Raw genomic sequence first — 25,379 nt, forward strand, 5'->3', positions numbered from 1 at the left:
CGTCATGTTCAGAACTCTCGTGTCCGTTTTCGTGTTTCTTGTTGGCCTGCTGGCGGTGTGCTGGGTCGGCATCGGTTACCTCGGCTCCAACCCGCTCGGCGCATTGGTCGCCGCGGTCATCGGGGCGTGCTACATCGCCGGTGCGCGGGAGCTGTACCACTACCGCCAGGCCACCATCGCGCTGGAGCAGGCGCTCGAAGGTGTGAGCAGCGCACCCGCTGCGTTGGCCGACTGGCTGCAGACCGTGCCCGCCGGGCTGCGCAACGCCGTGCGCCTGCGCATCCAGGGTGAACGCGTGGCGCTGCCGGCGCCGGTGCTCACGCCGTATCTGGTTGGCATGCTGGTGCTGCTGGGCATGCTCGGCACCCTGCTTGGCATGATGGCCACGCTCAAGGGCACCGGTTTTGCACTGCAGAGCGCCACCGACCTGCAGGCCATCCGCGGCTCGCTGGCGGCACCGGTGGAAGGCCTTGCGTTCGCGTTCGGCACCTCCATCGCCGGCGTTGCCACCTCGGCCATGCTCGGGCTGCTGTCGGCGCTGTGCCGGCGTGAGCGCCTGCAGGCCGTGCAACAGCTCGACCTGAAGATTGCCACCGCGTTGCACACGTATTCGGACGCGCACCAGCGCGGCGAGACCTTCAAGCTGCAGCAGCAACAAAGCGCGCTGATGCCGGCCCTGATCGACCGCCTGCAGGCATTGATGGCCAGCATCGAGCAGCACAGCGCCGCCGCCGATGCACGGCTCACCGCGCAGCAGGCCGAATTCCATGCGCGCACTGAAACCGCCTACCTGCGCCTGGCCGACTCCCTGCAGCAGTCATTGCAGGCCGGTGTGGCCGACAGCGCCCGCGCGGTGGGCGATGCATTGCAGCCGGCGATGGCCGCCACCATGGCCGGCATCGCGCAGGAAACCACCGCCCTGCATGCGCGCATCAGCGACGCGGTGCAGCAGCAGCTGGAAGGCATCAGCACCGGCTTTGCGCACAGTGCCAGCGCCGCCAGCGCGCACTGGAGCACGGCGATGACCGCGCAGGAACGTGCGCAGCAGGCGCAGACCGAACAGCTGCAGCACGCGCTCGCACAGATGGCGCAGCAGACCACCGCGCTGCAGGACAGCGTGGGCCAGGCCGTGCAGCAGCAGCTGGGCGTGCTGACAGACGGATTCGAACGCAGCACCAGCGCTGCCGCCGCCAACTGGCAGGCCGCGCTCACCGCGCAGGAACAGGCCCAGCAGGCGCTCACACAACAACTGCAGAGCACCCTCGCACAACTCGCCGCGCAAACCACCGCACTGCAGGACAACCTTGGCCAGGCGGTGCAGCAGCAACTGGCTGCGCTCAACGATGGCGTTGCGCACAGCACCGCCGCGGCGGCCGCAGGCTGGGCCGCGGTGCTGGCCGAACACCAGCAGTCCACCCAGGCGCTCAGCGCGCAGTTGCAGCGCACGGTGGAGCAGATTGCCGAGCACAGCACCACGCTGCAGGATGGCGTGGGCCAGGCGGTGCAGCAACAGCTCGACGGGCTCAGCACCGGCTTCGCCGCCAGCACCGCCACTGCCGCGCAGACCTGGACGGCGGCAGCGAGCGAACAGCAACGCGCCAACCAGAGCCTGACCGATGCACTGCACACCACGCTGACGCACTTCGCCAGCACGTTTGAAGCACGCTCCGAAGCCTTGGTGGATGCGGTGTCCGCGCGCCTGGAACAGTCCAGCAGCCAGACCGCCGATGCCTGGAATGCCGCGCTGGCGCAACAGCAGCAGGCCAGCGCGGAGCTGGCCGCACAGCACCAGGGCGCACTGAGCGCAGCCACCGCCAGCAGCGAGGCGCACGCCGCCGCGTTGATCGGCACGCTGCAGCAGGCGCATATTGAGTTGCAGGCCGCACTGGAAGCACGCGACGACACCCGCCTGGCGCTGTGGAGCGAGCGCTTCACCGCGATGAGCACGCGCCTGAGCGCGCAATGGGAACACACCGGCCAGCAAGTGGCGCAGCAGCAACAGGCCATCTGCGACACCCTGGCCGCCACCGCCAGCGAGCTCTCCACGCAGGCGCAGGCACAGGCCAGCGCCACCATTGCCGAAGTGTCGCGCCTGATGCAGATCGCCGCCGAAGCCCCCAAGGCCGCTGCCGACGTGGTGGCCGAGCTGCGCCAGAACCTCTCCGAAAGCATGGTGCGCGACACCGCGATGCTGGAAGAGCGCAGCCGCTTGCTCGCCACGCTGGACACCTTGCTCAACGCGGTCAATCACGCCTCCACCGAACAACGCGTCGCCGTCGATGCACTGGTCAGCACCTCGGCCGATCTGCTGCAGCGTGTGGGCAGCCAACTCACCGAACAGATCGGCACCGAGACCAGCAAGCTCGAAGCGGTGGCCGCGCAGGTCACCGGCAGCGCGGTGGAAGTGGCCAGCCTGGGCGATGCGTTCGGACACGCGGTGCAGTTGTTCAGCACCTCCACCGGCGAGCTCAACGACCGCCTGCAGCACATTGCCGGCGCACTGGATGCCGCGCAGGCGCGCAGCGACGATCAGCTGGCGTATTACGTGGCGCAGGCGCGCGAAGTGGTGGACCTGAGCATGCTCTCGCAGAAGCAGATCATCGAAGAACTGCGCCTGCTCGATGACCGCCGCGTGGACGCCAACGGAGCGCAGCCGGCATGAGCGATGAGATCGACCTCGATGGCGAATCCGCCGCACCGATCTGGGCCGCGTTCGGCGACCTGATGTCGGTGCTGCTGGGCGCGTTCGTGCTGATCCTGGTCGGCGTGATCGGCGTGCAGTTGCAGCTGTCCAGCCGCCTGGACGACGAGGTCAAGCAACGCCAGGCCGAAGCGCAGCGCCGCAAGACCCTGGAACAGGCGTTGGCCGCACCGCTGGCCGCCGGCCGCGTCACCCTGGTCAACGGCCGCATCGGCATCCGCGGCAGCGTGCTGTTTGCGCTCAATTCCGACCAGCTGCAGCCGGAAGGCCGCGAGGTGTTGAAGAGCCTGGCCGCGCCACTCTCCGAGTACCTGGTGTCGCGCGAAGAGATCCTGATGATCAGCGGCTTCACCGACGACCGCCCGGTGCTGGACAGCAACCGTCGCTATGCCGACAACTGGGAACTGTCCGCGCAACGCGCGCTCACCGTCACCCGTGCGCTAATCGCCGAAGGCGTGCCCGCCTCTTCGGTGTTCGCGGCCGCTTTCGGCTCGCAGCAGCCGGTGGATTCCAACGCCGACGAAACGCGCCGCGCCAAGAACCGCCGTGTGGAAATCGCGCCGATTCCGCGCCCGTCGGCCACCGCTACTGCCGCACCACGATGAGCCGCACCGCGTCATCCACCCAGGCTCAGCTGGAACAGTGGCGCGCGCAAGGCGCCGACCAGCGCGACCCGGTGCGCTTCCATCTGATGCAGACCTTGCAGGCACGTGCCGCCACGCAGCCGCCGGCCGTGCGTCAGGTGCTGGAAGACAAGCTCGCCGCGTTGGTGACGGCCTATGCACAGGCGCGGCAGCCGGCGCCGGTCTCCGTGCCCGTACCTGCGCCGGCACAACCACCGGCCGCGCCCAAATCGCGCGCGCGCAACAAGCGCAGCGCCGCACCTGCGCCTGCACCGGTCTCCGCACGCCAGGCACTGAGCGAGCTGCTCACGCAGATGGCCGGCCACACCGCACTGCTCAGCGACAGCAGCACCGGCAATGCCGCGCATGCTCCGCAATTCCCCGAGTTGCCGGCGCTGGACGACTTCCGCCGCACCTGGGCCACCGTGCGCACCGCCAGCCAGGTGCGGCAATCGCTGCAGGACGCACCCGCCGATGCCGGCCCGCTCAATTCCAGCGTGCTGGTGCATCGATGCATCAGCCTGATGCGCGCGCAAGCGCCCGGCTATCTGCAGCACTTCCTCGCCTACGTCGATGCCTTGTCGTGGATGGAGCAGCTGCAGCACGGCGGCGCACTGGCCACTGAAGCGCCGGCACCGGCATTGCCGGGCAAGAAACGCAGCCGCAGCGCGGCGCCGAAGCGACGCGCTTAGAGCAGCGATCAAACCGACTGCGCAGCCGCCAGGCGGGCGCGGCCGGTGCTCGGAATCGGCACGTACCCACGTACATTCCGTTTCCTCCGCGCCGTCCGCACCCACCTGACGACTGCTCGCTACGGTTTGTTAGCCGCGCTTAGCCGCACGAATGCGATGTGCGTAACGCACGTCGCCATCGCGGCGCGCGCACTATCGCCTTCTGGGGACTCTTTCGATCCGGTCTCGCGTGCTATGCAGCGCCCGCTGCAACGGCGCAGCGTCCTGCACGGCGACCGCGCAGCAGACGAACGGGCGCGCACCTCAGAACCTCAGCCGTGCGCCCACCGTCCAGGTGCGCGGCGCGCCCGGATACACCCATTGTTCGCTGTATGAAAACGCGGCGTAGCGGCGGTCGGTGAGGTTTTCCACCTTTGCATACAGCCGCAGACGCTCGCTGAGGTCGTAATGGCCTACCAGGCGCCACACCGTGTAGGCCGGCAACACGAAGCCGGTGTTGCTGTCGACCGACCCCAGCCGCTCACCGGTGCGCGACACGCCCACCCCCACCGCGGCGCTGCGCGTGCCGCTCAACGGTTGCGCGTAGTTGACGAAGGCATTGCCGCTGAAGCGTGGCACGTTCGGAAAGCGGCGCCCTTCCGCCAGCCCGGTGCCCATTGCAGCGGCGCTGCTGCGGGTCACCTGCGAATCGGTATAGGCCAGGCCCACCGAGGCGGCCAGGTGCGGAGTGAGCCTGCCCAGCAGATCCAGTTCTGCGCCTTCGCTACGCATCTGCCCCACCGGCAACGAAAAACTGGTGTCGGCCGGATCCAGGCTCAACACGTTTTCCTTGTCGATACGAAACACCGCCAGCGTCGCTTCCAGGCCCTCACCGGGCTGCACGTATTTCAGGCCGGTTTCCAGCGAGCGGCTCTTCTCGGGCGCGAAGCTTTGCCCGTTGGCACCCACGCCGCTATTGGGCCGAAACCCGGCCGCCGCACTGGCGTATAGCGACAGCGTGTCGTCCAGATGCACGGTGAGCCCGGCACGCGGGCTGATGACACCGTCGGAGGCTTGCTGCGTGGTTGCGCGCAGACGGTTGGCAATGTCCTGCTGATAGTGGTCGTAGCGCACGCCGAGCAAGGCCTTCCAGCGCGCGCCCAGATCGATCTGGTCCTGCGCATAGACGCCCCACACCTGTTGTCGCTCGTCGGTATCGGTGATCGGCGCCAACCGCCCGGGTTGCGCCACGCCATAGCGCGGTGCCAGCACGTCGATGCTGTAGGGCGTGGCCGCCGAGCGCGCGCGCAGCTGGTAGCGACTGTCGTTGAAGCGGTTGCCATCGATGCCGAACAACACGTGATGGGCGACCTTGCCGCTGCCGAGCGTGCCCAGCAGTTCGGCGCGCGCGGCGATGTCGCGGCCCTGGTAGTCGCGGTAGCGGCGCTCGCGCCGCAGCGTGCGATCGTCGGCCTGCAGCGTCCACGGCTCGGTGGAAAAGCCGCGCATGCCACTGTCGCGATACGTGGCACCGCCCTGCAACGACCAAGTCTGATTCAAACCATGCACCGCGAACACCTGGTGGCCGGTGGAATGCAGATCGATGTCGCCATCACCCGGCTCGCCCAGAAAGCGCGACGCCGGCAAGCGATTGGCATCGCCATCGATCGCGGTCACACCGCGATCGAACGGGGTGTGGATGCGCAGCAGTTCCAGCTCGTAGGACACCGTAGTGTCGGGCGTGGGCATCCACAGCAGCGACGGCGCCAGCAGCGTGGCGTCGCTATCGACCGTGTCGCGAAAGCTGTGCTGGTCCTTGTGCATGAGATTCACGCGGTAGGCCACGGTTTCGCTGAGCGGGCCGGTGCTGTCCAGCGCCGCGCGGTAGCTGTCAAAGCGCCCCGCAGACAGGTCCACGCTGTGCTGCGCATCGAACAAGGGTTTCTTGGTGACGATATTCACCGCACCACCTGGCTCGCCGCGCCCGTACAACGCAGACGCTGGCCCCTTGATCACTTCCACGCTCTGCGTGTTGGCGCCATCGCGCAGGCCGTTGTAACCGCGGCTGGCGTTGAAGCCGTTGACCATGTAGTCGGAACTGAAGTTGGGGTCGCCGGTGAACCCGCGGATCGAATAGCTGTCCCACAGCCCGCCCAGGTTATTGGCCTTGGTGATGCCGCTGGCCATGTCCAGCGCGCCGGCCAGATCGGTGACGCCGGCATCCTCCAGCAAGCTGTGGTCGAGCACGCGTGCACTGATCGGCAGATCGCGCAGCGGTGCTTCGGTCTTGGTGGCGCCGGTCACCGTCAGTGCGCGGTACGGTGCGTAGTCGCTGCGTACTTGCACCGCGTCCAGGCTGCGCGCCTGTGGCTCGGCCGCAGTGGCCGGCGCGGCGGCGCAGGCGAGCACGCCAAGCAGCGGCAGCGCCGAGACAACGTGGCGGCGTGGAAGAAGACTGGACACGGGGCAGGACTCCTGAAAGACAGCCGCCTGTTGGCGGCTGTCGCGATGAAGGCACACGAAACATCGATGCAACGGTGATACGGGAATGCGCCGCTAGGACGCCGGGTCTGCCATTGCTTCAAAGCGCGGTGCGCGTGCGAAGTCGTTTCCGGTAAACGCGCGATCGCGGAACAGGAACCCGTAGTAGTAGGTGCGCAGTGCGCGGTGGTAGTCGCGGATGCGGTCCTGGTAGGCCAGCTGCGCCTGCAGATCGGTGCCGGCCAGACGCGTCAATGCGGCCTGCAGCGCCACCGGTGGCAACACCGCGGCTACGCGTTGCGCCAGCGCTTCGCGGCGGAGCAGGCCTTGCCGGTACGCGCTCACCTGCGGTGCCACCTGCGCATCGCCGTTGGCGTGGAAGGCGAAATACCACTTGTAGTGGAATGCATCGGTCAGCGGAGGCGAATCCGCCCACTGCGGATGGCGCGCGTAGAACGCCTGCATGGTGTGCTGGCGCGGAATGTCCCAGGCGTGGTTGACCGCTTCGCGCTGCAGCCGCGCAATCTCGGCGCCTTGATTGACCGGCACCGCCTGGTTGATCGCCACATGCGCCAGCGCCGGTGCCACCAGCGCCAGCACCACCCAGCACGTGGCCAGCGCAGTGGCATGCGCGGCCGGCCGCCATGGCAGCCGCCCCACCAGCACCGCCACCACCACCCAGAACAACAGGTAGGCGCAAGTCAACGCCTGCACCGCCAGTTGCTGGCCCAGCGGCACGCCATTGAGCGTGGCGGCCACCGCAAACGGCAACGCCAGGCACAGCAGCACCGCCAGCGCACGCACCGTCACCCGCCGCGCCAGCAGCGCCGTGCCGGATCCGGGCAACGCTGCCAACATGCGCGCGCGCCCGGCCGCGTGTTCACCCGAGCGCAGGTCGAACAACAACGCAATGACAAACAGCGGCAACAGAAACACCACCACGAATGCGTAGTCGAAGCGGCCAGCCAGCGCGAGTTCGGGGTTGTAGCTGTCACCGTCATGGATCTGCGCCTCCAGGCCCAGCGCACGCACGCGCAGGATGTACGGCGACACATCGCGCATGCCCACCGCAGCAAACGCCAGTGGCGCAGGCGGATCCCAGGTGGGATGGAAACTGTAATAGGCCGCGCTGCCGGCATCGTTGCTGCGCGCCACATACGCCTGCACCGCAGCGATGTCTTCCTGCTGCAAGGCCGCGATGCGTGCGATGTTGTGGCGCTGTGTCTGCATGAGGTGGTGCCCGGAAACCAGGCTGCACACGCCCAGCAGCACCAGCAAGGCCAGCCCTGCCACCGCCGCGCGTGCACGCAGCAGCAATAGCCATTCGTAGCGCCACACGGCCATCAGCGTGCCACTCCCATGCGCCGCGCGGCGACCGTGACCAGGCACAGCGACAGCAGCAACCAGCCGGCGAGCAAGGCAAGGCTGGCACGCCCTGCGTGCAGCAACTGCGCCGTGGCCGATGGCTCGAATGCAAACACAGGAATGCGGTGCCAATGCGCTGCATCGATGCGCTTGCGCTGGTCGGCACCGGCATCCTTGGCGGTGTCGTCGGCCAGGCTCACCGCATCGGCCTGCAATTGATTGAGCTGCTGCACCAGGCCATAGCGATACCGCTCGGCCTGACTGAGAAAACGTTCGTGCGCGCGCAGATCGGTCTGGGCCACCGTCATCGAGACCTCGCGCAAGGCCACCGTGGGGCTGAGCAGCGCAAACACGCGCACCAACAGATTCTGTTGCTGCTGGATCGCCGAATCGCGCGCCGCGTAGCGTGCGAACAGGCTGGCGGTCAGGCGTTCGCCTTCCAGTGCCAGCAGGCCCTTGTAGTTCACCGGCAGGTCTTCCACCCACTGCACGCCGTACTGCGCCAGCACTTGTTGCTTGAACTGCGCAAAGTGCGGGTCATCGGGGTTATGGCTGTCGCCGAGTGTGCGCAGATCGCGCTGGATCGCCACGTCCGTTTCCAGCCGCGTGGGCAGGCGATACGCGGCATTGGCGACATCCGGCGCCACCCGCGGTACCAGCAGGGCCAGCCAAACCCACAGTGCCAGCGCCACCAGCAAGGCGTCGCGGCCACGCCGGCACAGCACCGACACCGTCAGCACCAGCGCGCACCATGCCAGCAGATACGCCGCATACGACAGCACCAGTACCGCCACCCGCACGCCCTGCCCCGGCAGCACCGCCACCGGCACCAAACCGACCAGCGCCGGCAACAGGCAGGCCGCCGCTACTGCGGTCAGGGCCAGATATTTTCCGCTCAGTATTTGCATCCGCGTGGCGCCCTGCAGCAACACCACGCGCAAGGTGCCGGTTTCCTGTTCGCGCGCCACTGCGCCGTAGCCCAGGAACACCAGCAGCAGCGGCGCCAGCACCTGCAGCACGAACGCAGGCGTGAGTTGCCCGAAGCGCACCAGCAACGAGCTTTGCCGCACGTCGCCGAAATTGGCGGTGTTCTGGCGGTGGCCTTCCAGAAACATGCTGTTGCCGGTGAAGGCATCCACGCCGGCATCGAAGGCCGCCAGTGCCGGCAACGGGCGATAGATGAAGTGCCCGTAATGCACCACGCGGTGCGGGTGCCGGTCTGGCTGTGCTTCGAACGCCTGCTGCGCGGCCTGTTGTTGCCGGGTGCGGAACTCGGAGACCTCGCGCTGGTGCTGCGCGGCGGTCAGCGCGGCCACCAGCGTCAACGCCATCAGCAGCACCAGGCCGATGGCCGCGGACCGGTTGCGTGCCATGTAGCGCAGTTCTTCGCGTGCCACCCACAGCACAGCACTCATGCGGCGCGGTCCTGCGGCCGCGCAAAGCGCGCATGCAGGGTGCGCACGTCGAAGCCGCTGTCACCGGCGCCGACTTCATCGACGATGCGCCCGTTTTCCAGAAAGCCGATGCGGTCGGCCACGTCCACTGCACCGAGCAGATCGTGCGTGACCATCAGCACCGCGCCGCCGCGCGCACGCACGCTGCTCACCAGCTGGTTGAAGTCGCCGATGGCGCGCGGGTCCAATCCGGAGGTGGGTTCGTCGAGCAACAGCACCGGCACCTCGCGCAAGGTGGCCACGGCGATCGCCACCTTTTGCCGCATGCCCTTGGAAAAACCACCCAGGCGCTGCGTCCATGCCTCGCGCTGCAGCCCGGCCGCGGCCAGCGCAGTGCCAATCGCCTCCGGGCTACGCCGCTGCCCGGCCAGCGCCAGCAGGTAATCGGCATTTTCCAGCGCGCTGAGGTGCTCGTAGAGCGCCACGTTTTCCGGCAGATACGCCAGGCGCGCCCGCGCCAGCCCAGGGTTGGCCACCGGGTCCACACCATCCACCTGCAGTTGCCCGGACACCGGCAGCACAAAGCCCAGCAACGCCGACAGCGTGGACGACTTACCCGCGCCGTTACCACCCAGCAGCGCATACACACTGCCAGGCGCCACCTGCAGGTGCAGCCCCTGCAATACCGCGCGGCCGCGGTAGGACACGTGGACGTCGACAAGGGAAATGGCGGAAACAGGCGGCGCGGCAGAGGACATGGCAAGCGGTCATTACAAATGAATTGATACGTTATCACATTGCGCCCCGCGCTCGCGGCGTCGGGGCGATGGCCGCCTGCTGTGTCATCGGTGGCGCAGTGATGCAGCGGCTTGCGTTGCTCCAGGCACACCGCTTTTTAAAGCTCGGCGCGCGCCATCTGCATGCATTCGACCTGCAAAGCGTACGCGGCTGGCTTTGGAGCGACGCCCACCGGCTCGCCGGCACTACTGAAGCACCAAGAATTGCAATGTTATTCTGTTACGAAATATCGCTGCATCGACACCGTATTCGTCAACGAGACCACTGATCACCGCATGCCTTCTCCCCAGCACAGCCGCCTGCCCCGCACCTCCACCCGCAACCCCATCGGCGGTGACGCCGCCACCGCGCCGCGCTGCGCACACGCCCGTGCCAACCTGCTCGCGCTGACCTTGCTGGCCAGCCTGCACGCGTCCGCGCAGCCAGCCCTGGATACCCGCGCGCCGCTGCCGCCGGTGCGCGCCTGGCATGGCGCCAGCGAGTCGCTGGTGATGAAGGCGAACGCCGAGTGGGCAACTCCGGCCGAACGCAGCGACTTCGTCAGCACGCCCAGTTATGCGGACACCCGCGCGTGGCTGAAGCGCCTGGTCGCCGCCTCGCCACTGTTGTCGCTGGAGGTGTTCGGCACCAGCAGCGAAGGCCGCGACCTGTTGCTGGTGCGCGCCCGCAAGGGAGCAGCCGGCAAACCCGTGGTGCTGGCGCAGGCCGGCATCCACGCCGGCGAGATCGATGGCAAGGACGCCGGCCTGATGCTGTTGCGCGACATCGCGCAGGGCGGCAAGGGCGCGCTGCTGGACCAGGTGGATTTCGTGTTCGTGCCGATCCTCAATGTGGATGGCCACGAGCAGCGCGGCCCGCTGGTGGGCGCGGCCCTGCGTGGCCCGCAGGGGGCGGGCTGGAACAGCACCCCGCGCGGCATCAACCTCAATCGCGACTATCTCAACCTCGAGACGCCGGAAGCCCGCGCGGTGGTGGCGCTGCTGCACCGGCTGGACCCCGCGCTGTACATCGACCTGCATGTCAGCGAAGGGCTGGATCATCAATACGACATCACCTACACCTTCGCTGGCTGGGGCACGTATGCACGCTCGCGCGCCACTGCCGGCTGGCTGCAGCAGCGCTTCACCCCGGCGGTCGATGCCGCGTTGCGCACGCAGGGCCACACCCCCACCATCTACCCCAGCCTGATCGACGAAAACGACCCGCGCTCGGGCCTGCGCTACTCGCCGGAAGGCCCGCGCTATTCCACCGGCTACGGCGACTTTGCCGGCATCCCCACCGTGCTGGTGGAGAACCACCGGCTCAAGTCCTATCGCCAGCGCGTGCTCGGCGACTACGTGCTGCTGGAAGTGGCGCTGCGCGTGGTGGCCCGCGATGCCACGCGCATTGCCGCCGCCAAACGCACCGACCGCGCCGCGCGGCCCGCCGAACTGATGGTGGCCTGGGAGCGCCTGGAGCAGCCGATCGCGCAGCTGCCCTTCAAGGGCGTGACCTACACGCGTGCGCTGTCGCCGGCATCGGGCCGGCAGGAGCTGCGCTGGGAAGGCCGCGATGCCACCTGGACCATGCCGGTGGTCGGCTATCGCCAGACCCAGGCGGTGACCTATCCGCAGGCCTGGTGGATTCCGCCCGGCAACGCCGATGTGGTCGCGCGATTGGATGCCCACGGCATTCAGTACGAGCGCCTGCAGCAGCCACGCCAGTTGCGCGTGGAGCGCACCCGCATGGTCAAGCAGTCCGGCAGCAACACCCCGCACAGCGCGCAGGTGGAAGAAACCTTTGCGCCCGGCAGCATCCGCATTCCTTCCGACCAGCCGATGCGCATGCTGGCCGCCGCCTTGCTGGAGCCGCAAAGCAGCGACTCGCTGCTGGCCAGCGGCCTGTTCCGCCACGCCGGCAACCCGGACAGCGGCCTCTACGGCGCCGAGCTGGTGCGTTTCACCGAACGCATGTTGCAACACGACGCAGCCTTGCGCAGCGACTTCGAACGCAAGCTCGCCGCTGACCCCGCGTTTCGTGCCGATGGCGACGCGCGCCTGCAATGGATCTACGCACGTTCGCCGTACGCCGCTCTGAGCGGCTGGCAATATCCGGTGCGACGTGAGCTGCGCGAGTGAGCGGCCGCACTGCGGCCGCACTGCGGCCGCTGGCGTGCGGCAGCGCCTGGCGAGGCTGAGTCACTGCATACAGCGCAGCGTGCACCACGCAAGCGCGCAGGAAGGCGCACCTCACCGGCGATGACGTCGCCCGACACGTCGCTTCCCACGGATGCGCAGTGATCACCATGATCACCACATCGCCCGTAGACCGTTACGCCATCGGTCGCTGCACTACCGGCGCATGCTCGGCCATCAACGCAATCACCCAATCGATGAACACGCGGAGCTTCGCGCTCACGTGCCGGTTGGGCGGGAAGGCGATCGAGAGCGGCATCGGGTCCAGCTGCCAGTCCGCGAACACCGGCAGCAGCTCGCCGCGGCTCAGCGGTGCACGCGCCATGTACTGCGGCAACCACAACACGCCCATGCCGGCCAGCCCCGCGGCCAGGTAGGCATTGCCGTCGTCGCTGGCCACCACGTAGCGACCGTGCACCTGCACGTGTTCGCCATCGCGCTGCATCACCAGTGGCCACGGCACGCCATCGCCCCAGCGCATGAAGCCTACGGTGCGGTGGGCGGTGTCTTCTAGCTCGCGTGGATGCGCAGGCATGCCCAGGCGTGCGAGATAGCCGGGCGCTGCATACACGCCCGCCTGCAGGTCACCCACGTGCCGCGCCACCAGCGATTGATCAGTGATGGTGCCGCCGCGCACCACGCAGTCGATCTGCTCGCCGATCAGATCCACGCGGCGATCGCTGGCGCCCATGTGCAACTGGATATCCGGATACCGCGCATGAAAGTCCGGCAGCGCGGGCATCAGGATCAGGCGCGCCAGCGGGCTGGGCACATCCACGCGCAAGCGCCCACGCGGCACGCTGGATGCCACCGACAAACTGGTTTCCGCATCGTCCATGTCGGCCAGCAAGCGCACCACACGCTCGTAATAGGCCGCGCCATCGGCGGTGACCGCCACACGGCGCGTGGTGCGATTGAGCAAGGTCACCCGCAGGCGCGCCTCCAGCTGTTGCACCAGCTGGGTCACCGTTGCCCTGCTGATCTGCAGGGTGTCGGCGGCCTTGGTGAAGCTGCCGGACTCGACCACACGTGCGAATGCCTGCATTGCATCGAACCGATCCATCGCCATCCTGCGGTCTGCTCAATTGTTTGGATTCTACAAATAGTCATGTGCGCTGGCAGGGATTTATCCGCTGCCGCGCGCTGCTTACTGTGGCTGCACGTTCGATGGGCACGTTGCCCACATAGGAGATACCCCATGGCAACACGTGACGCTGTTTTCCCCGCAGGCCGTCAGGCGCTGTATGAGCGCAACCGCTACTCGCCCGCCCTCCGTGCGGAGGGCCTGCTGTTTGTCTCCGGCCAGGTCGGCAGCCGCGACGATGGCTCGCCCGAACCCGACCTGGACGCCCAGATCGCACTGGCGTTTTCCAACCTCGACGCGGTACTCGCCGCGGCGGGCTGCACGCGGGACGACGTCATCGACGTCACCTGGTTCATGGTCGACCCGGACACCATCTTCGACGTCGTGTTCAAGCAGTGGGCCACGCACTGGGGCCCGCCGCCCTACCCGACCGTCACCGCTGTGGGCGTGACCTGGCTGTACGGCTTCCAGTTCGAGATCAAGGTGATTGCCAAGCTGCCGGAGCAGGCGGCGGCGTGATCGCAAATGCAGGGGCCGCGTATGGCGGCCCCTGCATCGTCTCACCCCTCAGGATGTTGACGACTGCGTTGCCACACTGCGCAGGCGCTCCATGCCCATGATGCGGAACACGCGCTCGGTCTGCGCCTCCACCACGGCGTTGATTGCCTCCGCACCGTAATCGGCAAAATCCACGGTGATTCGCAGTGGTTTGGCACCTACCGGCAAGGCCAGTACGCGGGCAATCGCATCGGCCACCGCCTGCACCGGCGCCGGCTGCGCATCGCGGAACAACCGGCGCAGGCCAGGCGAATAGTTGTCGAATTCCGGCTGCACGGCGGCATAGCCGTCCACGGCCTGGGTGTCCTGCGGATGCACCGCGGTCTGGAAGTGCGAGGTGCCGTCCATAAAGGTGCCGGGCATGACGATGACGGTTTCGATGCCCAGCGGCTGCACTTCGTAGGCGGTCGTTTCGGCCACTGCATCGAGTGCATATTTGCCGGCAACGTACGGCATCATGAATGGCGCAACGATGCGGGTGATGGTGCTGCCCACATACAGCAAGGTGCCGTGGCCCTGCTTGCGCAGCTGCGGCAATGCCGCGCGATTGAGCCGGTGGGCGCCCACCGCGTTGGTGTTGAAACTGTCGGCCAACTGCTCGGCAGTGAACCCTTCTGCCATGCCGATATACAGATGCGCCGCGTTATGGATCACCACATCCAGATGACCGTGCTCGGCCACCACCTGTTCCACCGCGCGCTGGCAGGACGCCTCGCTGTGGATGTCCATGTCCACTACCCGCACCTGCGCGGCGTGCGCACGTGCGTAGTCTTCCAGCGCATGCCGGCGTTCCTTGCTGCGCCCGTCGGGGTCGCGCACGCCGGCATACACCACATAGCCCGCGCGCATGAGCGTTTGCGCCGTGAGCAGGCCCATGCCCGATCCGGATCCTGAAATCAGCACTGTCTTCATGTTGTCTCCGATGCAATGACGCCTCCGGATTGCGCGCAGGCTTTGCCACCGGCGCGGAGGCGAAGGCCGGAGCAGAGATTCAACGGTGCGTTGCGCTGCGGGTTGAAGCGGTGTGTCTGGTCACGCACGCTGCAGTGGCATTCCACACTGCAGCGCTGTGTGGCTTCGTTACTCGCCAGTTTCGCGATAGAAGACCATGCCACCGTGATGCAGTTCATCGGCGGTGACGAACGTGCCATCGGCGGTGAAGCCGGTGTCGTCCCAATACTGGATCCGATTGCCTTCCACTTCATAGCGGCCTTGATAGGCACTCTTGCGTGTGCCGCGGGCTTCGTCGTAGCGGCCGGTGGGCAGTAGCTCCTGACGGATGCGGCCGTCGCCAGTGACCCACATGCCCAAGTACGGATGGTGTTGCATGAGATGCTCCGAGGGAGAAGAAGAGGCTGCGCTGCTGACGCCGGATGCATCGCCGCGCCATGCGCTGGTGGGCCCGCACAGCACGGCAGCGCCGGCGCCGATGGCCACCGCAACAGCGAGCTGCATTCGGGTATCGTTCATGGGCTGCCCGCGCGTGCAGCCGTGTCCGGGATGCGTTGCAACACATCGGTGTAGTGCGGCAAATCCAGGAAGGCGTTGACCTCCACCACCTTGTCGTCGCGCATCCGCATGATCCACGCATACCGATTGCGGTACGGGGCACCATCGCGCGCAGTGGCCGCGCCTTCCCATTGCACGATCACATGCGCGCCATCGGCCCACAGCTGCCAGTGCAGCGGCCGCAGCGGCGTGGACAGGCGGCTGGCCAACGGGCGCACCGCCTTGTCGACCAGCGCGTCGCGCCCATGCACGGTGCCGGCGAACGGGCCGGAGCCTTCGATGGTCCAGGTGACGTCGCTGGCCAGCAGCGTGTCGAACAACCCGCTGCCGCCGGCCGCCCACTGCTTGAACGCGATATCGACCAGCTGCTTGTTGTGCGCAGCCATGTGCGGGGTGTCGTGCTGTGCGGCTGCGGCGGGGGCGGCCACGCTGGCCGCCTGTGCGCCGGGCAGCCACAGCACGGCCGCCAGCAGGACGGCAGGCAATGCGGTGTGTGTGCTCATGTGCGGTACTCCTGTGCTCAACGGCGCAGCTGCACGCTGCCGGTGCCGTAGATGAGTTGCTGCGCCATCGGCCGGCCGATGAATCGCTCGGGAAAGATCGGCGCCGGCGCACTGGCGGCATCCAACCGCTGCAGTTGCGCATCGCTGAGCGTCAGGTCGAATGCGCCGAAGTTGTCCAGCGCCTGCTCCAGCGTGCGCGCGCCCATCACTGGCGCAACCACCGCCGGGTTGCGCAAGGTCCACGCCAATGCGACCTGCGAGCGTGAGGCACCCAGTTCGTCGGCGACCTCGCCCACCACATCGGCGATGTCCAGCGAGCGCGCGTTGAGATGCCCGGTGGAGGCAATCACGCCCTTGCGGCTGGCAGCCACCTCCGCGCCGTTCTCGTCGGAGAGATCTGCGCGCGTGTACTTGCCGGTGAGAATGCCGCCGCCCTGCGGCGACCAGGGCATGACACCCAAGCCCAACTCACGCGCCATCGGCATCAGCTCATGCTCGACCGTGCGTTCGACCAGGCTGTACTCGATCTGCAGGGCCACCAACGGCGACCAGCCACGCAGGTCCGCCAGCGTCTGCAGCTGCGCCACGCGCCAGGCCGGCGTGTTGCAGATGCCCAGGTACAGCACCTTGCCGGCACGCACCAGATCATCCAGCGCGCGCATCACTTCGTCCGGCGCGGTGGTGAAGTCCCAGGCGTGCAGGTACAACAGGTCGATGCGGTCGGTGGCGAGCTGGCGCAGGCTGGTTTCCACCGAGCGCATCAGGTTGAGCCGGTGATTGCCGCCGGAATTGATGTTGCCCGGGTCGCGCGCCATGGTGAACTTGGTCGCCACCACCACACGCTCGCGCTTGTCGGCGATCAGCCGGCCCAGCATGCGTTCGGACGCACCGTTGGTGTAGTTCACCGCGGTGTCGATGAAGTTGCCGCCACGCTCGACATATGCATCGAAGATGCGCGTGGCGTCGGCTTCATCGGCACCCCAGCCCCATTCCTTGCCGAAGGTCATCGTGCCCAACGCCAGCGGCGAGACGCGCAGACCGGAGCGGCCGAGCAAGCGATACTGATCCAGAGACGTTGCGTGCTGCATGGGAATTCCTCCTGTTGAAGTAACGCGCGGTACTGCACTGCGCTGGGGAACACTGTGCTGCAGGCGTGTGCGGAGCCGGTAGCCGCATCCTCCGCAATCCTTGCCTGATCCGCCGAGCGCACAACCGGCCGCTACACCGTGGCAGACGCGACCGCATCGCAAGCGCGCAACCACATCAGCGCGACCAACCTGTGCATCGCCGCGTTGTGGACACCCAGCACAACCGGTGGCGCTGCGCACCGCCGCAGAGGCTGCATTCCAGCGCTGTCTTCGCCCACACGTGATGCGCACAACGGCACCAAGCGATCTCAGCGGTAGGTGCTGTTCGCCTGCATGTGGCATCACTGCAGAGCAGCGCAAGAGTGCCGTTGCAGCGGCTAGCATGGAACTGACAAAACATGCCCAGCCGCCGGAAAACTTTTTATGAGTCACGACATCGCCTGGGAAGATCAACGCACCTTCCTGGCGGTTCTCGACACCGGCAGTCTCTCGGCTGCCGCGCGCCAGCTGGGCGTTACCCAGCCCACCGTGCGTGCACGCATCGCTTCGCTTGAAGCCGCGCTGGGCACCACCTTGTTCACCCGTGCGATCACCGGCCTGATCCCCACCAGCGAAGCGCGCGGGCTGGAAGCGGCGGCCCGCACCATGGCGCGTGCCTCGGCGATGTTCGTGCGGTTGGCGTCTGCACCGCCCGGGCTGGTGGCCGGCACCGTGCGGATCAGCGTGTCGGACTTTGTTGGCGTCGAAGTTTTGCCGGCGATGCTGGCGCGCTTGCGCCAGGTGCATCCGCATATCGTCACCGAGCTGGTGCTCAGCAACACGCCGGCGGATCTGCTGGAGCAGGAAGTCGATATTGCCGTGCGCATGCAGCCGCCCACGCAAGGCGCGTTGGTGGCACGCAAGGTCGGTGCGATCGCCCTGGGCTTGTTTGCGCACCGCGATTACATCGCGCGCCGTGGCGCGCCGGCCACGGTAGAGGCACTGCTCGAACACGAGCTCATCGGCCCCGCTCGCAACCGCGCCGACCTGAGCCTGGCCCGCGCGCTGCATCCGCACCTGCTGCGTGACCGCCTGGCCACCCGCACGGACAGCCACCCTGCGCAACTTGCGCTCGCACGCGCCGGCCTGGGCATCGCCATTGCGCAATGCCCGATCGCCCAGGCAGACCCATGCCTGGTGCAGGTGCTGCCCGAGGTCGCACTGCCCGCACTTACCACCTGGATCGTGACCCACGAAGACCTGCGCGATGTGCCACGCATCCGCGCCACCTTCAATCACCTGGTCACCGCGTTCGAACGCTATCTGGCAGTACCGCCTCAGGTCATGTCCGAGCAATATGCACCGGCCTGACGGCGCTACACACGCACCTCAGGCCGCCACGGCGCGGGCTCGGCAAGCAAGCGCGCCGCCACATCGCTCACGTGGTTGAAGCGATGCCGCTGGATGGCATAGATCACGCCCAGCAAGACCGTAAATGCCAGCACTGGCAGCGGCACCACCGGCAGCGCCTGGACGAGCATCAGCGCCACCCACAGCATGCTCCAGTTGCACAGGCCCACGATGCGGATTTCACGATCGCGCTTGTCCACGACCACCACGCCACGCATCACCGGCGCGTAGTTCGGCTTGACGCGCATCCACACGCTTTCACGAAACGCACTGCTTGTTTCCGACAGCGGGTGGAACACCAGCGGCGCCCACGCGGAGTCATCCAGCGTCATCTCGATGCGGCCCAACGGGAAGTGCGCCAGCGCCGTTGCGGTGGCCGGGATGCGCCGCACATACAGGGGCACGCCCCAGCGGCAGTACCAGCGGTTCCAGCACAGCATCAGCACCGCTTCGATCAACAGCAGCGCGATCAGCACGTACAGCATGGGTCCGTCCTGTGTGTGGTCCGGGCGGACCGTGTCCTGAGCATGCCTGAGCACTGGACGCCCGTGCGGCTGCGCCAGGCGATGGCAGCGCAACGCTAACCGCTGCACCGGCTGGCGTACACCTGCACAGCCAGATCGGGCGGTGCTGCGTAGCGCTTGCAGCGGTCACCATACTGCATGGTATGTTTCGACCATCCCGCCCTCACACACAGCGAACGCAGCACATGGACACGCAATCGCAGACCCTCAACATCTGGACACGGCTAAGCCCGCTGCCGGGCGGCAAATGGCTGTTTTCCCGGCTGCTGTGCCTGAAGGCGCCCTACTTCGGCTCGATCTCCCCGCGCTTCGAGGTGCTGCGCCCCGACCAGTGCGTGGTGGCCGTGCGCAAGCGGCGCAAGGTGCTGAACCACATCGGCACCGTGCATGCGATTGCCATGTGCAACGCGGCCGAACTGGCCGGCGGCACCATGACCGAGGTGACCGTGCCCGCCACGCATCGCTGGATCCCGCGCGGCATGGACGTGCAGTACCTCAAGAAAGCCACGACCGCGGTGGTGGCCGAAGCCCGCCCGCTCGACCCGTCACCCACCTTCGATGTGGCCAGGGAGTACCCGGTGGAAGTGCTGATCAAGGACACCGCCGGAGACACCGTCTTCCGCGCAGTGATTGCGATGTGGGTGTCGCCAAAGAAAGCGTAGCCACACGCCCCCACGCCGCTGCACGCGCCACCCGCAATCGTCAGCCCTGCAACACCAGTGACCCGTCCGGGTAGCGCGCACACAGAAAATCCACGAACGCGCGTACCTTGGGCGCGGCCAGCCGCCGCGAGGTGTGCAGCACCCACAGCGCCGGCGTCACGCCGGACACCATTCCCCACTGCACCAGTTCCCCGCGCGCCAGCGGCTACGCGCTCAAGCGCGCGCGATTGCGTCCAGCCTGCTTTGCCGCGTAAAGCGCATCGTCGGCGCATTTCAATAGTCCGCTTGCATCGACCTCCTTGTTGAACGCGCTATAGCTATATGCCCCGACGCTGACAGTGAGGTAGCCCTCCGGACTGTCGTCGTGCGCAATCTGCAGCCCACGAATACTCTCCACAATGCGCTCGGCTGCTGCCAGCACCGCAGCCTGGTCGCATGAGGGAAGTAACACAGTGAGCTCTTCTCCACCGTACCTGGCAGCGAGATTGCCAGCGCGCCGCGTGTGGTTCTTCAGCACATTGGCGATTGCCTTGATGCAGAGGTCGCCTGCAGGGTGGCCATAATAGTCGTTGTACCGCTTGAAATAATCGATATCGACCATGATCACGCCGAGCGGCTGCGATGTTCGCTTTGCGCGCTTGATCTCGGCGGGCAACACCACATCAAGCTGCCTGCGGTTCGCCAGACCGGTCAGGCTGTCCTGCATGGCAATGGCTTCCACTGCGGCATAGGCCAGTCGCAGCTCATCTTCGACTTTCAGCGTTGTCTTTATCTGGCGCGAAATAAGCGTCGCAAAGAGGACTGGAATCGGAAGGATCAGACAGAGCATGATCAATGAGCCATACAAACTCTCGTACCACGACCCGAGAATTGCACGCTTTGACTTGCCGGCCAGTACGACAAGCGGATAGCGATTGAGGCGTTCGTAGCCATACATACGCTCCACCTTGTCAGTGATCGCAACCACCATGTGCACGCCCCGCGATGCATGCGGCAGGTACTTCGAAAAGATATCCCCCTTGGCGATATTTCTACCAATCATGTTCGTGTCGAATGGATGACGCACCATGATGGTTCCGTTTTGATCTGCGAGAACGATCACACCTTGCTCGTCCATTCTGAAATCGGCATAGAACCTACTGAAGTACTGCACGCGAAGAGTCACTAGAAAAACCCCTCCGAAGTTTCCATCCTTGTTATTGATTCGCCTGGACACCGGAATAACCAGCTCGCCGGTCGAACGACTTGTAATCACAGGTCCGACGTGCACACGCTCACCCGCATGCGCCTTGTGATAGTGGAAATATTCCCTGTCAGCATTGTTGGCTGACGCAGGAACCTTGTCCTTGTCGGTGACTATCCAGTTACCCTTTTCGTCGTAAACGAAGATTCCGTGCAATTGCGGAAGGCTGCGTACCTGACGCTGGAAGAGAAGATGGAGCCGATTCCTGTCGATGTTCTCGAATCCGTCGCCTTCAATTCGCTCCACCACGCTCATGGAGAGTATGTCGGCGTCCTTGATTGCATCATCCGCATGTTGCCCCACGGAGTGGGCAAGATTCTCAGTTGTGCTACGGGCCGCGTCCAATGCGGAACGGTATCCCGTCCATGTCTGGTAGGCGTTGGTGCCGACCATCAACAGGATCATTGCCGCCGCAAAATAGGGAACAGATCTTAGAATGACGCGTTGCCAATTGAAGGGAACTACCATGCGTTTCCCGCCCTATGAGGTGTGTCGCTCATGCATCTACTTGTCGACAGGAAAGGAATCTGAATCCGAAGAGGCGGCCCAGCCCGTCGCGCGCAGAGTCTAGAGCTTCGACCACGACGCACCCACGTTTTCTGGAAAGAGAAGTGCAACAAAAGACGGTGAGGTTTGCGCATTCGTCACCACCTGCAGCAAGATCCGCTTGCCCGAGAAGCTGCCCGCGTTCAAGGTGACGGGAAGGACACCGCTATCGTGGGCGCGCGTTTTCAAGCTTAAGCGTTCGTTCGAATCGCCTTTCCAGAGTGCGTTGGCGGAAGAAGCAACCAACGCTGCCTTGGTCATTCCCAATAAGTCGCAACACGCTGTGTTGACAGCGACCAGCGCCTCATCGGCACCGAACACCGCCATGGCGATTGGCGAGAAGTCGAAGCCTATCTGCTTCGCATCCGCTTCCAGGTTCGATGACAGGTCGCTCTTCAAACGGCTAAAGACATAATGGCTGGCCTTTTCCGCCAGCTGATTCATCAACCGCAGCTCGTCCTCATTCAGCTCTTTTGGCTGGGCGTCGAGGGCGCAGAGGGTTCCCACGACCAGACCGTTTTCGCTGCGTAGCGGTATCCCTGCATAGAAGCGAATGTAGGGCGGCCCTTGGACGAGCGGGTTGTCCTTGAATCGAACATCGGTCAAGGCATCATGCACAAACAGCGCCTCCCCCGCACCCACTGCATGCGCGCAAAAAGACACGTCCCGCGATGTTTCGCAGGCATCGAGACCGACTCTGGATTTGAACCATTGCCGGTCTGCGTCCACCAGCGAAATCAATGCGGTGGACACCTGCAATTTCTCGGCCAGTTCGCGCGTGATCTCGTCAAAGACCTCTTCTGCCGCTGTGTCCAGGATATCGAGCTGACGCAGGAGGCGAAGGCGCGCCTGCTCATTTTTCGGATACGGTGCAATGAGCATAGTCGAGGACCAGGGAAGCAGCCCCGATCATAGCGCCCTGCATGCTACCCATACGGTCGTGCTCGTTTGACAGCAAAGACCGCGAACCCAAGACGCATGCAGGCTAGTGGCATGCCGACCACGAAGCGCTTCTGCAGATCCGTCTCCGGCTAGGGCTGTGCTCTATCAGCTTTGAATCTAGGCGACATCACCACACGTATCGGAGTCGGCGTCAGCAGTGCGGGACGCGATCAAAAAACACAACCTCGCATCGTGTGGTGGGCCCACCAGGATTCGAACCTGGAACCAAAGGATTATGAGTTTGACGTCAACGCGCCATGCCTAGGAAAACCACGCATAAGACAACGTAAGCAGCAGAACAAAAAAGTAAGCTGCGACAGCAGTTTAGCGCAGCTTGGCGATGACGGGCAAAACTCAGCCCTGTATCGCTTGAGTACCGCTATTGGAGACAATCTTGAACTCGTAGGCGTTCATGGCGACTGCTCCCACGGGTTGACGATAGTCACTCCTGTCGGCTGAAATTGGCCGCGTTGCGGGTGACCACTGCCGTGCCCTGCACTAGCATCTTCAGCGCATAAGGATTGGTACACAAGGTTCGGCAAGGATTCGTGTAAAAAACAGCAAAAAGTGAGCTAACTCGCTGTCAGCAAAGGTTTTTCACGAATCCCTGCCGACCCTCAATTATCTCAGGGGCACCCCGTGGGTTCCTTGAGCGCTTAGCTCCAGTACTCGGCGTCGGCGAAAAGCAGCGCATCCCGTAGGTACTTGAGCCTCTCCTGCTGGATGGAGGTGTTGTACGCCCTGCGCTTGCCTCCTGCCTCGATCTCCCGGAAGTTCTGGTCGAAGCTCTCCTCCAGCGGTTCCCGGATATGCTCGGGAAGATCGTCGAAAACGTCCTTCGACGTCGTGTGCTGGAAGAAGCTCACATAGAGCACGTCAGAGCCGCGCGCGATCGTGACGTCCACGTCATTGACGGTATCGCCCGTCCCGACGATCTTCCCTCTAAAATTCTTCTTGTGGAGATCCACCATCAAGTCATCGTTATCCGCCATCGCCTTCGCATTCGCCAGGGCGAAGGTCTTGCAGTTGATGACATCCTTCTGCGTGCCCGTGTTGAGGATGGTCAGCGTCGCGTTCTTCACGCCCTTCAACGCGGCGGTCATGACGGACAGCGTGTCGGCGCATCCCCATACGCTGTCGACCGCCAAGACGGACACCTTGCCACGGCCTCCCGACACGTCCACCGCGATGCCATGGCTTGGCGCTCCCTTTCCATGGATCCGCTCCACGTTAACGACGGCGCGCCACCGCTGACCCCGCCCGGTATTGACAATAGCTTGCCGCAACGCATGCGGCTCGGATGCCGACGCATCGAAGACCTTTACATCGAGATTGGGGTGGATGTGATTCTGGGCCGCCACCACCTGTGGCTGGAACTTCTGATCGAGTTCGGCCGCCGGATATTGTTTTCCTTGACGCTCGGCGTGCTCCAGCGCTTCAATGAAGTCCTGCAATTGAGCCGCGAGCGTAGGTCCGGACGACGAAGAAGGAAAGGACACTCGCCCTGCCATGATGCCGGTGCCGGAGGGACTGGCGGCTCTCCCCGAGCGGGCCCGCCTTGCTCGGGGAGAGCCGAGTGCCGCCAAGTCATGCAAGCTGGGTGACATGGACGCCTCGGGAGATGAAGGCCTAAAAGGCGTGGTCTGCTCTGTGGCGCTGGTTGGATAATGCTCAGGTGAAGTTGCTATAGGTGAGCCTACCACTGAGCCTGCCACGCTCTTTGAATTGCATAGTCCCATGTTGATCTCCTGCAGTGACTTTAGAATGCAAGTTTGGTGAGTAGTTCTCCGATTCGCTTCGCCTCACCGAAGAATTGGCCGGGACGACGAAGGCATTGACGCGGAAGATGACCCATGCCTTTCCCAACAGGCTGAGCATCAGTGATACGCCCAGGGTTTCCTAGACATCTCAAGGCCATGGAAAATGGTCGATTCGGAGGTGCCTATGAGCAGCAAGCGATATACGGATGAGTTCAAGATCGAGGCGGTCCGGCAAGTGACTGATCGTGGGTTCAAGGTGGCAGAAGTCGCCGAGCGGCTGGGTGTCACGACGCACAGCCTGTACGCCTGGCTGCGCACGTTCGGCAAGTCTGGCGTGGTGCATCGCGCCGAGGTGGACCAGAGCGCCGAGGTTCGGCGGCTGAAGGCAGAGTTGCGTCGAGTGACCGAGGAGCGCGACATCCTAAAAAAGGCCGCCGCGTACTTTGCCAAGGGGTAAAGGCAAAGTACGCCTTCATGCAAGCCCACTGCGAGGAATTCAGGGTGTGTGCAATGTGCCGGGTATTGCGGGTCAACCGGTCGGGTTATTACGCCTGGTTGTGCTCGCCCAACAGTGAGCGCGCCAAGGAAGATGATCGCTTGCTTGGACTAATCAAGCACCACTGGCTGGCCAGCGGCAGTGTCTATGGGCATCGCAAGATCACCACGGATCTGCGCGATCTGGGTGAGCGTTGTAGTCGTCATCGGGTGCATCGGCTGATGCGCACCGAGGGACTGCGTGCCCAGGTGGGCTATGGTCGCAAACCGCGCTTCCATGGAGGAATGCAGTGCAAGGCGGCGGCCAACCTGCTTGACCGACAGTTCGACGTGACGGAGCCGGACACGGCCTGGGCGAGCGATTTCACCTTCATCCGCACGCATGAAGGCTGGATGTATTTGGCTGTTGTGATCGATCTGTTTTCCAGGCAGGTCGTCGGCTGGGCGATGCGCGATCGGGCCGACACCGAGTTGGTCGTGCAGGCGGTGTTGTCTGCGGTGTGGCGGCGCAAACCCAACACTGGTTGCTTGGTTCACTCGGACCAAGGGTCTGTCTACACCAGCGATGACTGGCGCAGTTTCCTGGCGTCCCATGGCTTGGTGTGCAGCATGAGTCGGCGTGGCAACTGCCACGACAACGCACCCGTGGAGAGCTTCTTCGGCCTGCTCAAACGCGAGCGGATCAGGCGGCGGACCTATCCCACCAAGGACGCCGCTCGCGCCGAGGTATTCGACTACATCGAGATGTTCTACAACCCCAACCGCCGCCACGGTTCCACTGGCGACTTGTCCCCTGTAGAGTTTGAACGGCGCTACGCGCAACGAGGGTCTTGAGTGTCTACGGAACCCTGAGCGTATCAGTTGCCATA

Annotated in this window: 21 protein-coding genes, 1 other RNA gene and 1 pseudogene; 9 read left to right on the forward strand and 14 right to left on the reverse strand. The window is 65.1% G+C overall.

Going from position 1 to position 25,379, the window contains the following annotated elements:
- The first annotated feature begins 4 nt into the window (after positions 1 to 4).
- The 4 genes from XCC_RS19225 to XCC_RS19240 all read left to right on the forward strand — a co-directional run bounded on the left by XCC_RS19225 (position 5) and on the right by XCC_RS19240 (position 4,151).
- Positions 5 to 2,662, forward strand: coding sequence for a DUF802 domain-containing protein (locus tag XCC_RS19225; RefSeq protein ID WP_011270033.1), 2,658 nt, complete (start codon positions 5 to 7; stop codon positions 2,660 to 2,662).
- Positions 2,659 to 3,306, forward strand: coding sequence for an OmpA family protein (locus XCC_RS19230; protein ID WP_011038795.1), 648 nt, complete (start codon positions 2,659 to 2,661; stop codon positions 3,304 to 3,306). Before XCC_RS19225 ends, XCC_RS19230 begins: the two co-directional genes overlap by 4 nt.
- Positions 3,303 to 4,016, forward strand: coding sequence for a DUF2894 domain-containing protein (locus XCC_RS19235; protein WP_011038796.1), 714 nt, complete (start codon positions 3,303 to 3,305; stop codon positions 4,014 to 4,016). Before XCC_RS19230 ends, XCC_RS19235 begins: the two co-directional genes overlap by 4 nt.
- Before the next feature lie 60 nt (positions 4,017 to 4,076).
- Positions 4,077 to 4,151, forward strand: a non-coding RNA gene (locus XCC_RS19240) — sX9 sRNA.
- A gap of 168 nt (positions 4,152 to 4,319) precedes the next feature.
- Here XCC_RS19240 and XCC_RS19245 read toward each other — a convergent pair.
- The 4 genes from XCC_RS19245 to XCC_RS19260 form a co-directional block, all read right to left on the reverse strand.
- Positions 4,320 to 6,458 carry a TonB-dependent siderophore receptor gene (locus tag XCC_RS19245; protein WP_011038797.1) on the reverse strand — a complete coding sequence of 713 codons (2,139 nt, stop codon included), beginning with the start codon at positions 6,456 to 6,458 and terminating at the stop codon, positions 4,320 to 4,322.
- A gap of 93 nt (positions 6,459 to 6,551) precedes the next feature.
- The gene (locus XCC_RS19250; RefSeq protein ID WP_011038798.1) at positions 6,552 to 7,820 is read right to left on the reverse strand and encodes a DUF3526 domain-containing protein; all 1,269 of its coding nucleotides are present in this window, start codon (positions 7,818 to 7,820) and stop codon (positions 6,552 to 6,554) included.
- On the reverse strand, positions 7,820 to 9,256 hold the full coding sequence (locus tag XCC_RS19255) for an ABC transporter permease (protein ID WP_011038799.1): 1,437 nt from the start codon (positions 9,254 to 9,256) through the stop codon (positions 7,820 to 7,822). Before XCC_RS19255 ends, XCC_RS19250 begins: the two co-directional genes overlap by 1 nt.
- Positions 9,253 to 9,993, reverse strand: a complete 741-nt coding sequence (locus tag XCC_RS19260; protein ID WP_011038800.1) for an ABC transporter ATP-binding protein — start codon at positions 9,991 to 9,993, stop codon at positions 9,253 to 9,255. Before XCC_RS19260 ends, XCC_RS19255 begins: the two co-directional genes overlap by 4 nt.
- 162 nt (positions 9,994 to 10,155) lie before the next feature.
- Between XCC_RS19260 and XCC_RS19265 the strand changes: the two genes are divergently transcribed.
- On the forward strand, positions 10,156 to 12,150 hold the full coding sequence (locus tag XCC_RS19265; RefSeq protein ID WP_019238023.1) for a M14 family metallopeptidase: 1,995 nt from the start codon (positions 10,156 to 10,158) through the stop codon (positions 12,148 to 12,150).
- Positions 12,151 to 12,343: 193 nt separating this feature from the next.
- On the opposite strand, the gene XCC_RS19270 is transcribed toward XCC_RS19265, so the two are convergent.
- On the reverse strand, positions 12,344 to 13,276 hold the full coding sequence (locus XCC_RS19270; RefSeq protein WP_011038802.1) for a LysR family transcriptional regulator: 933 nt from the start codon (positions 13,274 to 13,276) through the stop codon (positions 12,344 to 12,346).
- A gap of 129 nt (positions 13,277 to 13,405) precedes the next feature.
- Here XCC_RS19270 and XCC_RS19275 point away from each other — a divergent pair, with 129 nt between their 5' ends.
- Entirely contained in the window at positions 13,406 to 13,810 is a 405-nt protein-coding gene (locus XCC_RS19275; protein WP_011038803.1) for a Rid family hydrolase, read from the forward strand.
- 48 nt (positions 13,811 to 13,858) lie between these two features.
- Here the strand turns inward: XCC_RS19275 and XCC_RS19280 are convergent, their stop codons facing one another.
- The 4 genes from XCC_RS19280 to XCC_RS19295 form a co-directional block, all read right to left on the reverse strand.
- Positions 13,859 to 14,725 (reverse strand): SDR family oxidoreductase, encoded by an 867-nt coding sequence (locus XCC_RS19280; RefSeq protein ID WP_019238024.1) that lies wholly within the window; start codon positions 14,723 to 14,725, stop codon positions 13,859 to 13,861.
- A 204-nt stretch (positions 14,726 to 14,929) separates the two neighbouring features.
- Positions 14,930 to 15,319 (reverse strand): Atu4866 domain-containing protein, encoded by a 390-nt coding sequence (locus tag XCC_RS19285; protein WP_011038805.1) that lies wholly within the window; start codon positions 15,317 to 15,319, stop codon positions 14,930 to 14,932.
- Positions 15,316 to 15,861, reverse strand: a complete 546-nt coding sequence (locus XCC_RS19290) for a nuclear transport factor 2 family protein (RefSeq protein WP_228442259.1) — start codon at positions 15,859 to 15,861, stop codon at positions 15,316 to 15,318. The genes XCC_RS19285 and XCC_RS19290 overlap by 4 nt, the downstream gene beginning before the upstream one ends.
- 17 nt (positions 15,862 to 15,878) lie before the next feature.
- A complete protein-coding gene (locus XCC_RS19295; RefSeq protein WP_011038807.1) occupies positions 15,879 to 16,949 on the reverse strand; it encodes an aldo/keto reductase in 1,071 nt (356 codons plus the stop codon).
- 423 nt (positions 16,950 to 17,372) lie between these two features.
- On the opposite strand from XCC_RS19295, the gene XCC_RS19300 reads away from it, so the two are divergent.
- Positions 17,373 to 18,299, forward strand: a complete 927-nt coding sequence (locus tag XCC_RS19300) for a LysR family transcriptional regulator (RefSeq protein WP_011038808.1) — start codon at positions 17,373 to 17,375, stop codon at positions 18,297 to 18,299.
- A gap of 5 nt (positions 18,300 to 18,304) precedes the next feature.
- Here XCC_RS19300 and XCC_RS19305 read toward each other — a convergent pair whose 3' ends face one another.
- Positions 18,305 to 18,823: a hypothetical protein gene (locus XCC_RS19305; protein ID WP_019238027.1), complete on the reverse strand. Its 519-nt coding sequence runs from the start codon at positions 18,821 to 18,823 to the stop codon at positions 18,305 to 18,307.
- A 224-nt stretch (positions 18,824 to 19,047) separates the two neighbouring features.
- On the opposite strand from XCC_RS19305, the gene XCC_RS19310 reads away from it, so the two are divergent.
- The gene (locus XCC_RS19310) at positions 19,048 to 19,524 is read left to right on the forward strand and encodes a hotdog fold domain-containing protein (protein ID WP_011038810.1); all 477 of its coding nucleotides are present in this window, start codon (positions 19,048 to 19,050) and stop codon (positions 19,522 to 19,524) included.
- 40 nt (positions 19,525 to 19,564) lie between these two features.
- Here the strand turns inward: XCC_RS19310 and XCC_RS19315 are convergent.
- From XCC_RS19315 to XCC_RS19330, 4 genes and pseudogenes are all read right to left on the reverse strand, one after another.
- Positions 19,565 to 19,726: pseudogene (locus tag XCC_RS19315) on the reverse strand (LysR family transcriptional regulator); the annotation flags it as partial.
- Between the two features lie 3 nt (positions 19,727 to 19,729).
- Positions 19,730 to 21,235, reverse strand: coding sequence for a sensor domain-containing diguanylate cyclase (locus tag XCC_RS19320; protein WP_011038812.1), 1,506 nt, complete (start codon positions 21,233 to 21,235; stop codon positions 19,730 to 19,732).
- Positions 21,236 to 21,334: 99 nt separating this feature from the next.
- Positions 21,335 to 22,195: a GAF domain-containing protein gene (locus tag XCC_RS19325; RefSeq protein ID WP_011038813.1), complete on the reverse strand. Its 861-nt coding sequence runs from the start codon at positions 22,193 to 22,195 to the stop codon at positions 21,335 to 21,337.
- 716 nt (positions 22,196 to 22,911) lie between these two features.
- A complete protein-coding gene (locus tag XCC_RS19330) occupies positions 22,912 to 23,709 on the reverse strand; it encodes a YopJ family acetyltransferase (protein WP_019238030.1) in 798 nt (265 codons plus the stop codon).
- A 490-nt stretch (positions 23,710 to 24,199) separates the two neighbouring features.
- Here XCC_RS19330 and XCC_RS19335 point away from each other — a divergent pair.
- Positions 24,200 to 25,344 (forward strand): IS3 family transposase gene (locus XCC_RS19335; protein WP_087942926.1). Its coding sequence is split into 2 segments (ribosomal slippage): positions 24,200 to 24,437 and positions 24,437 to 25,344, totalling 1,146 coding nucleotides; the frame shifts between segments, so codons are not numbered across the junction.
- The last annotated feature ends 35 nt before the right edge of the window (positions 25,345 to 25,379 follow it).

The sequence above is a fragment of the Xanthomonas campestris pv. campestris str. ATCC 33913 genome (genome assembly GCF_000007145.1).
Lineage (GTDB): Bacteria > Pseudomonadota > Gammaproteobacteria > Xanthomonadales > Xanthomonadaceae > Xanthomonas > Xanthomonas campestris.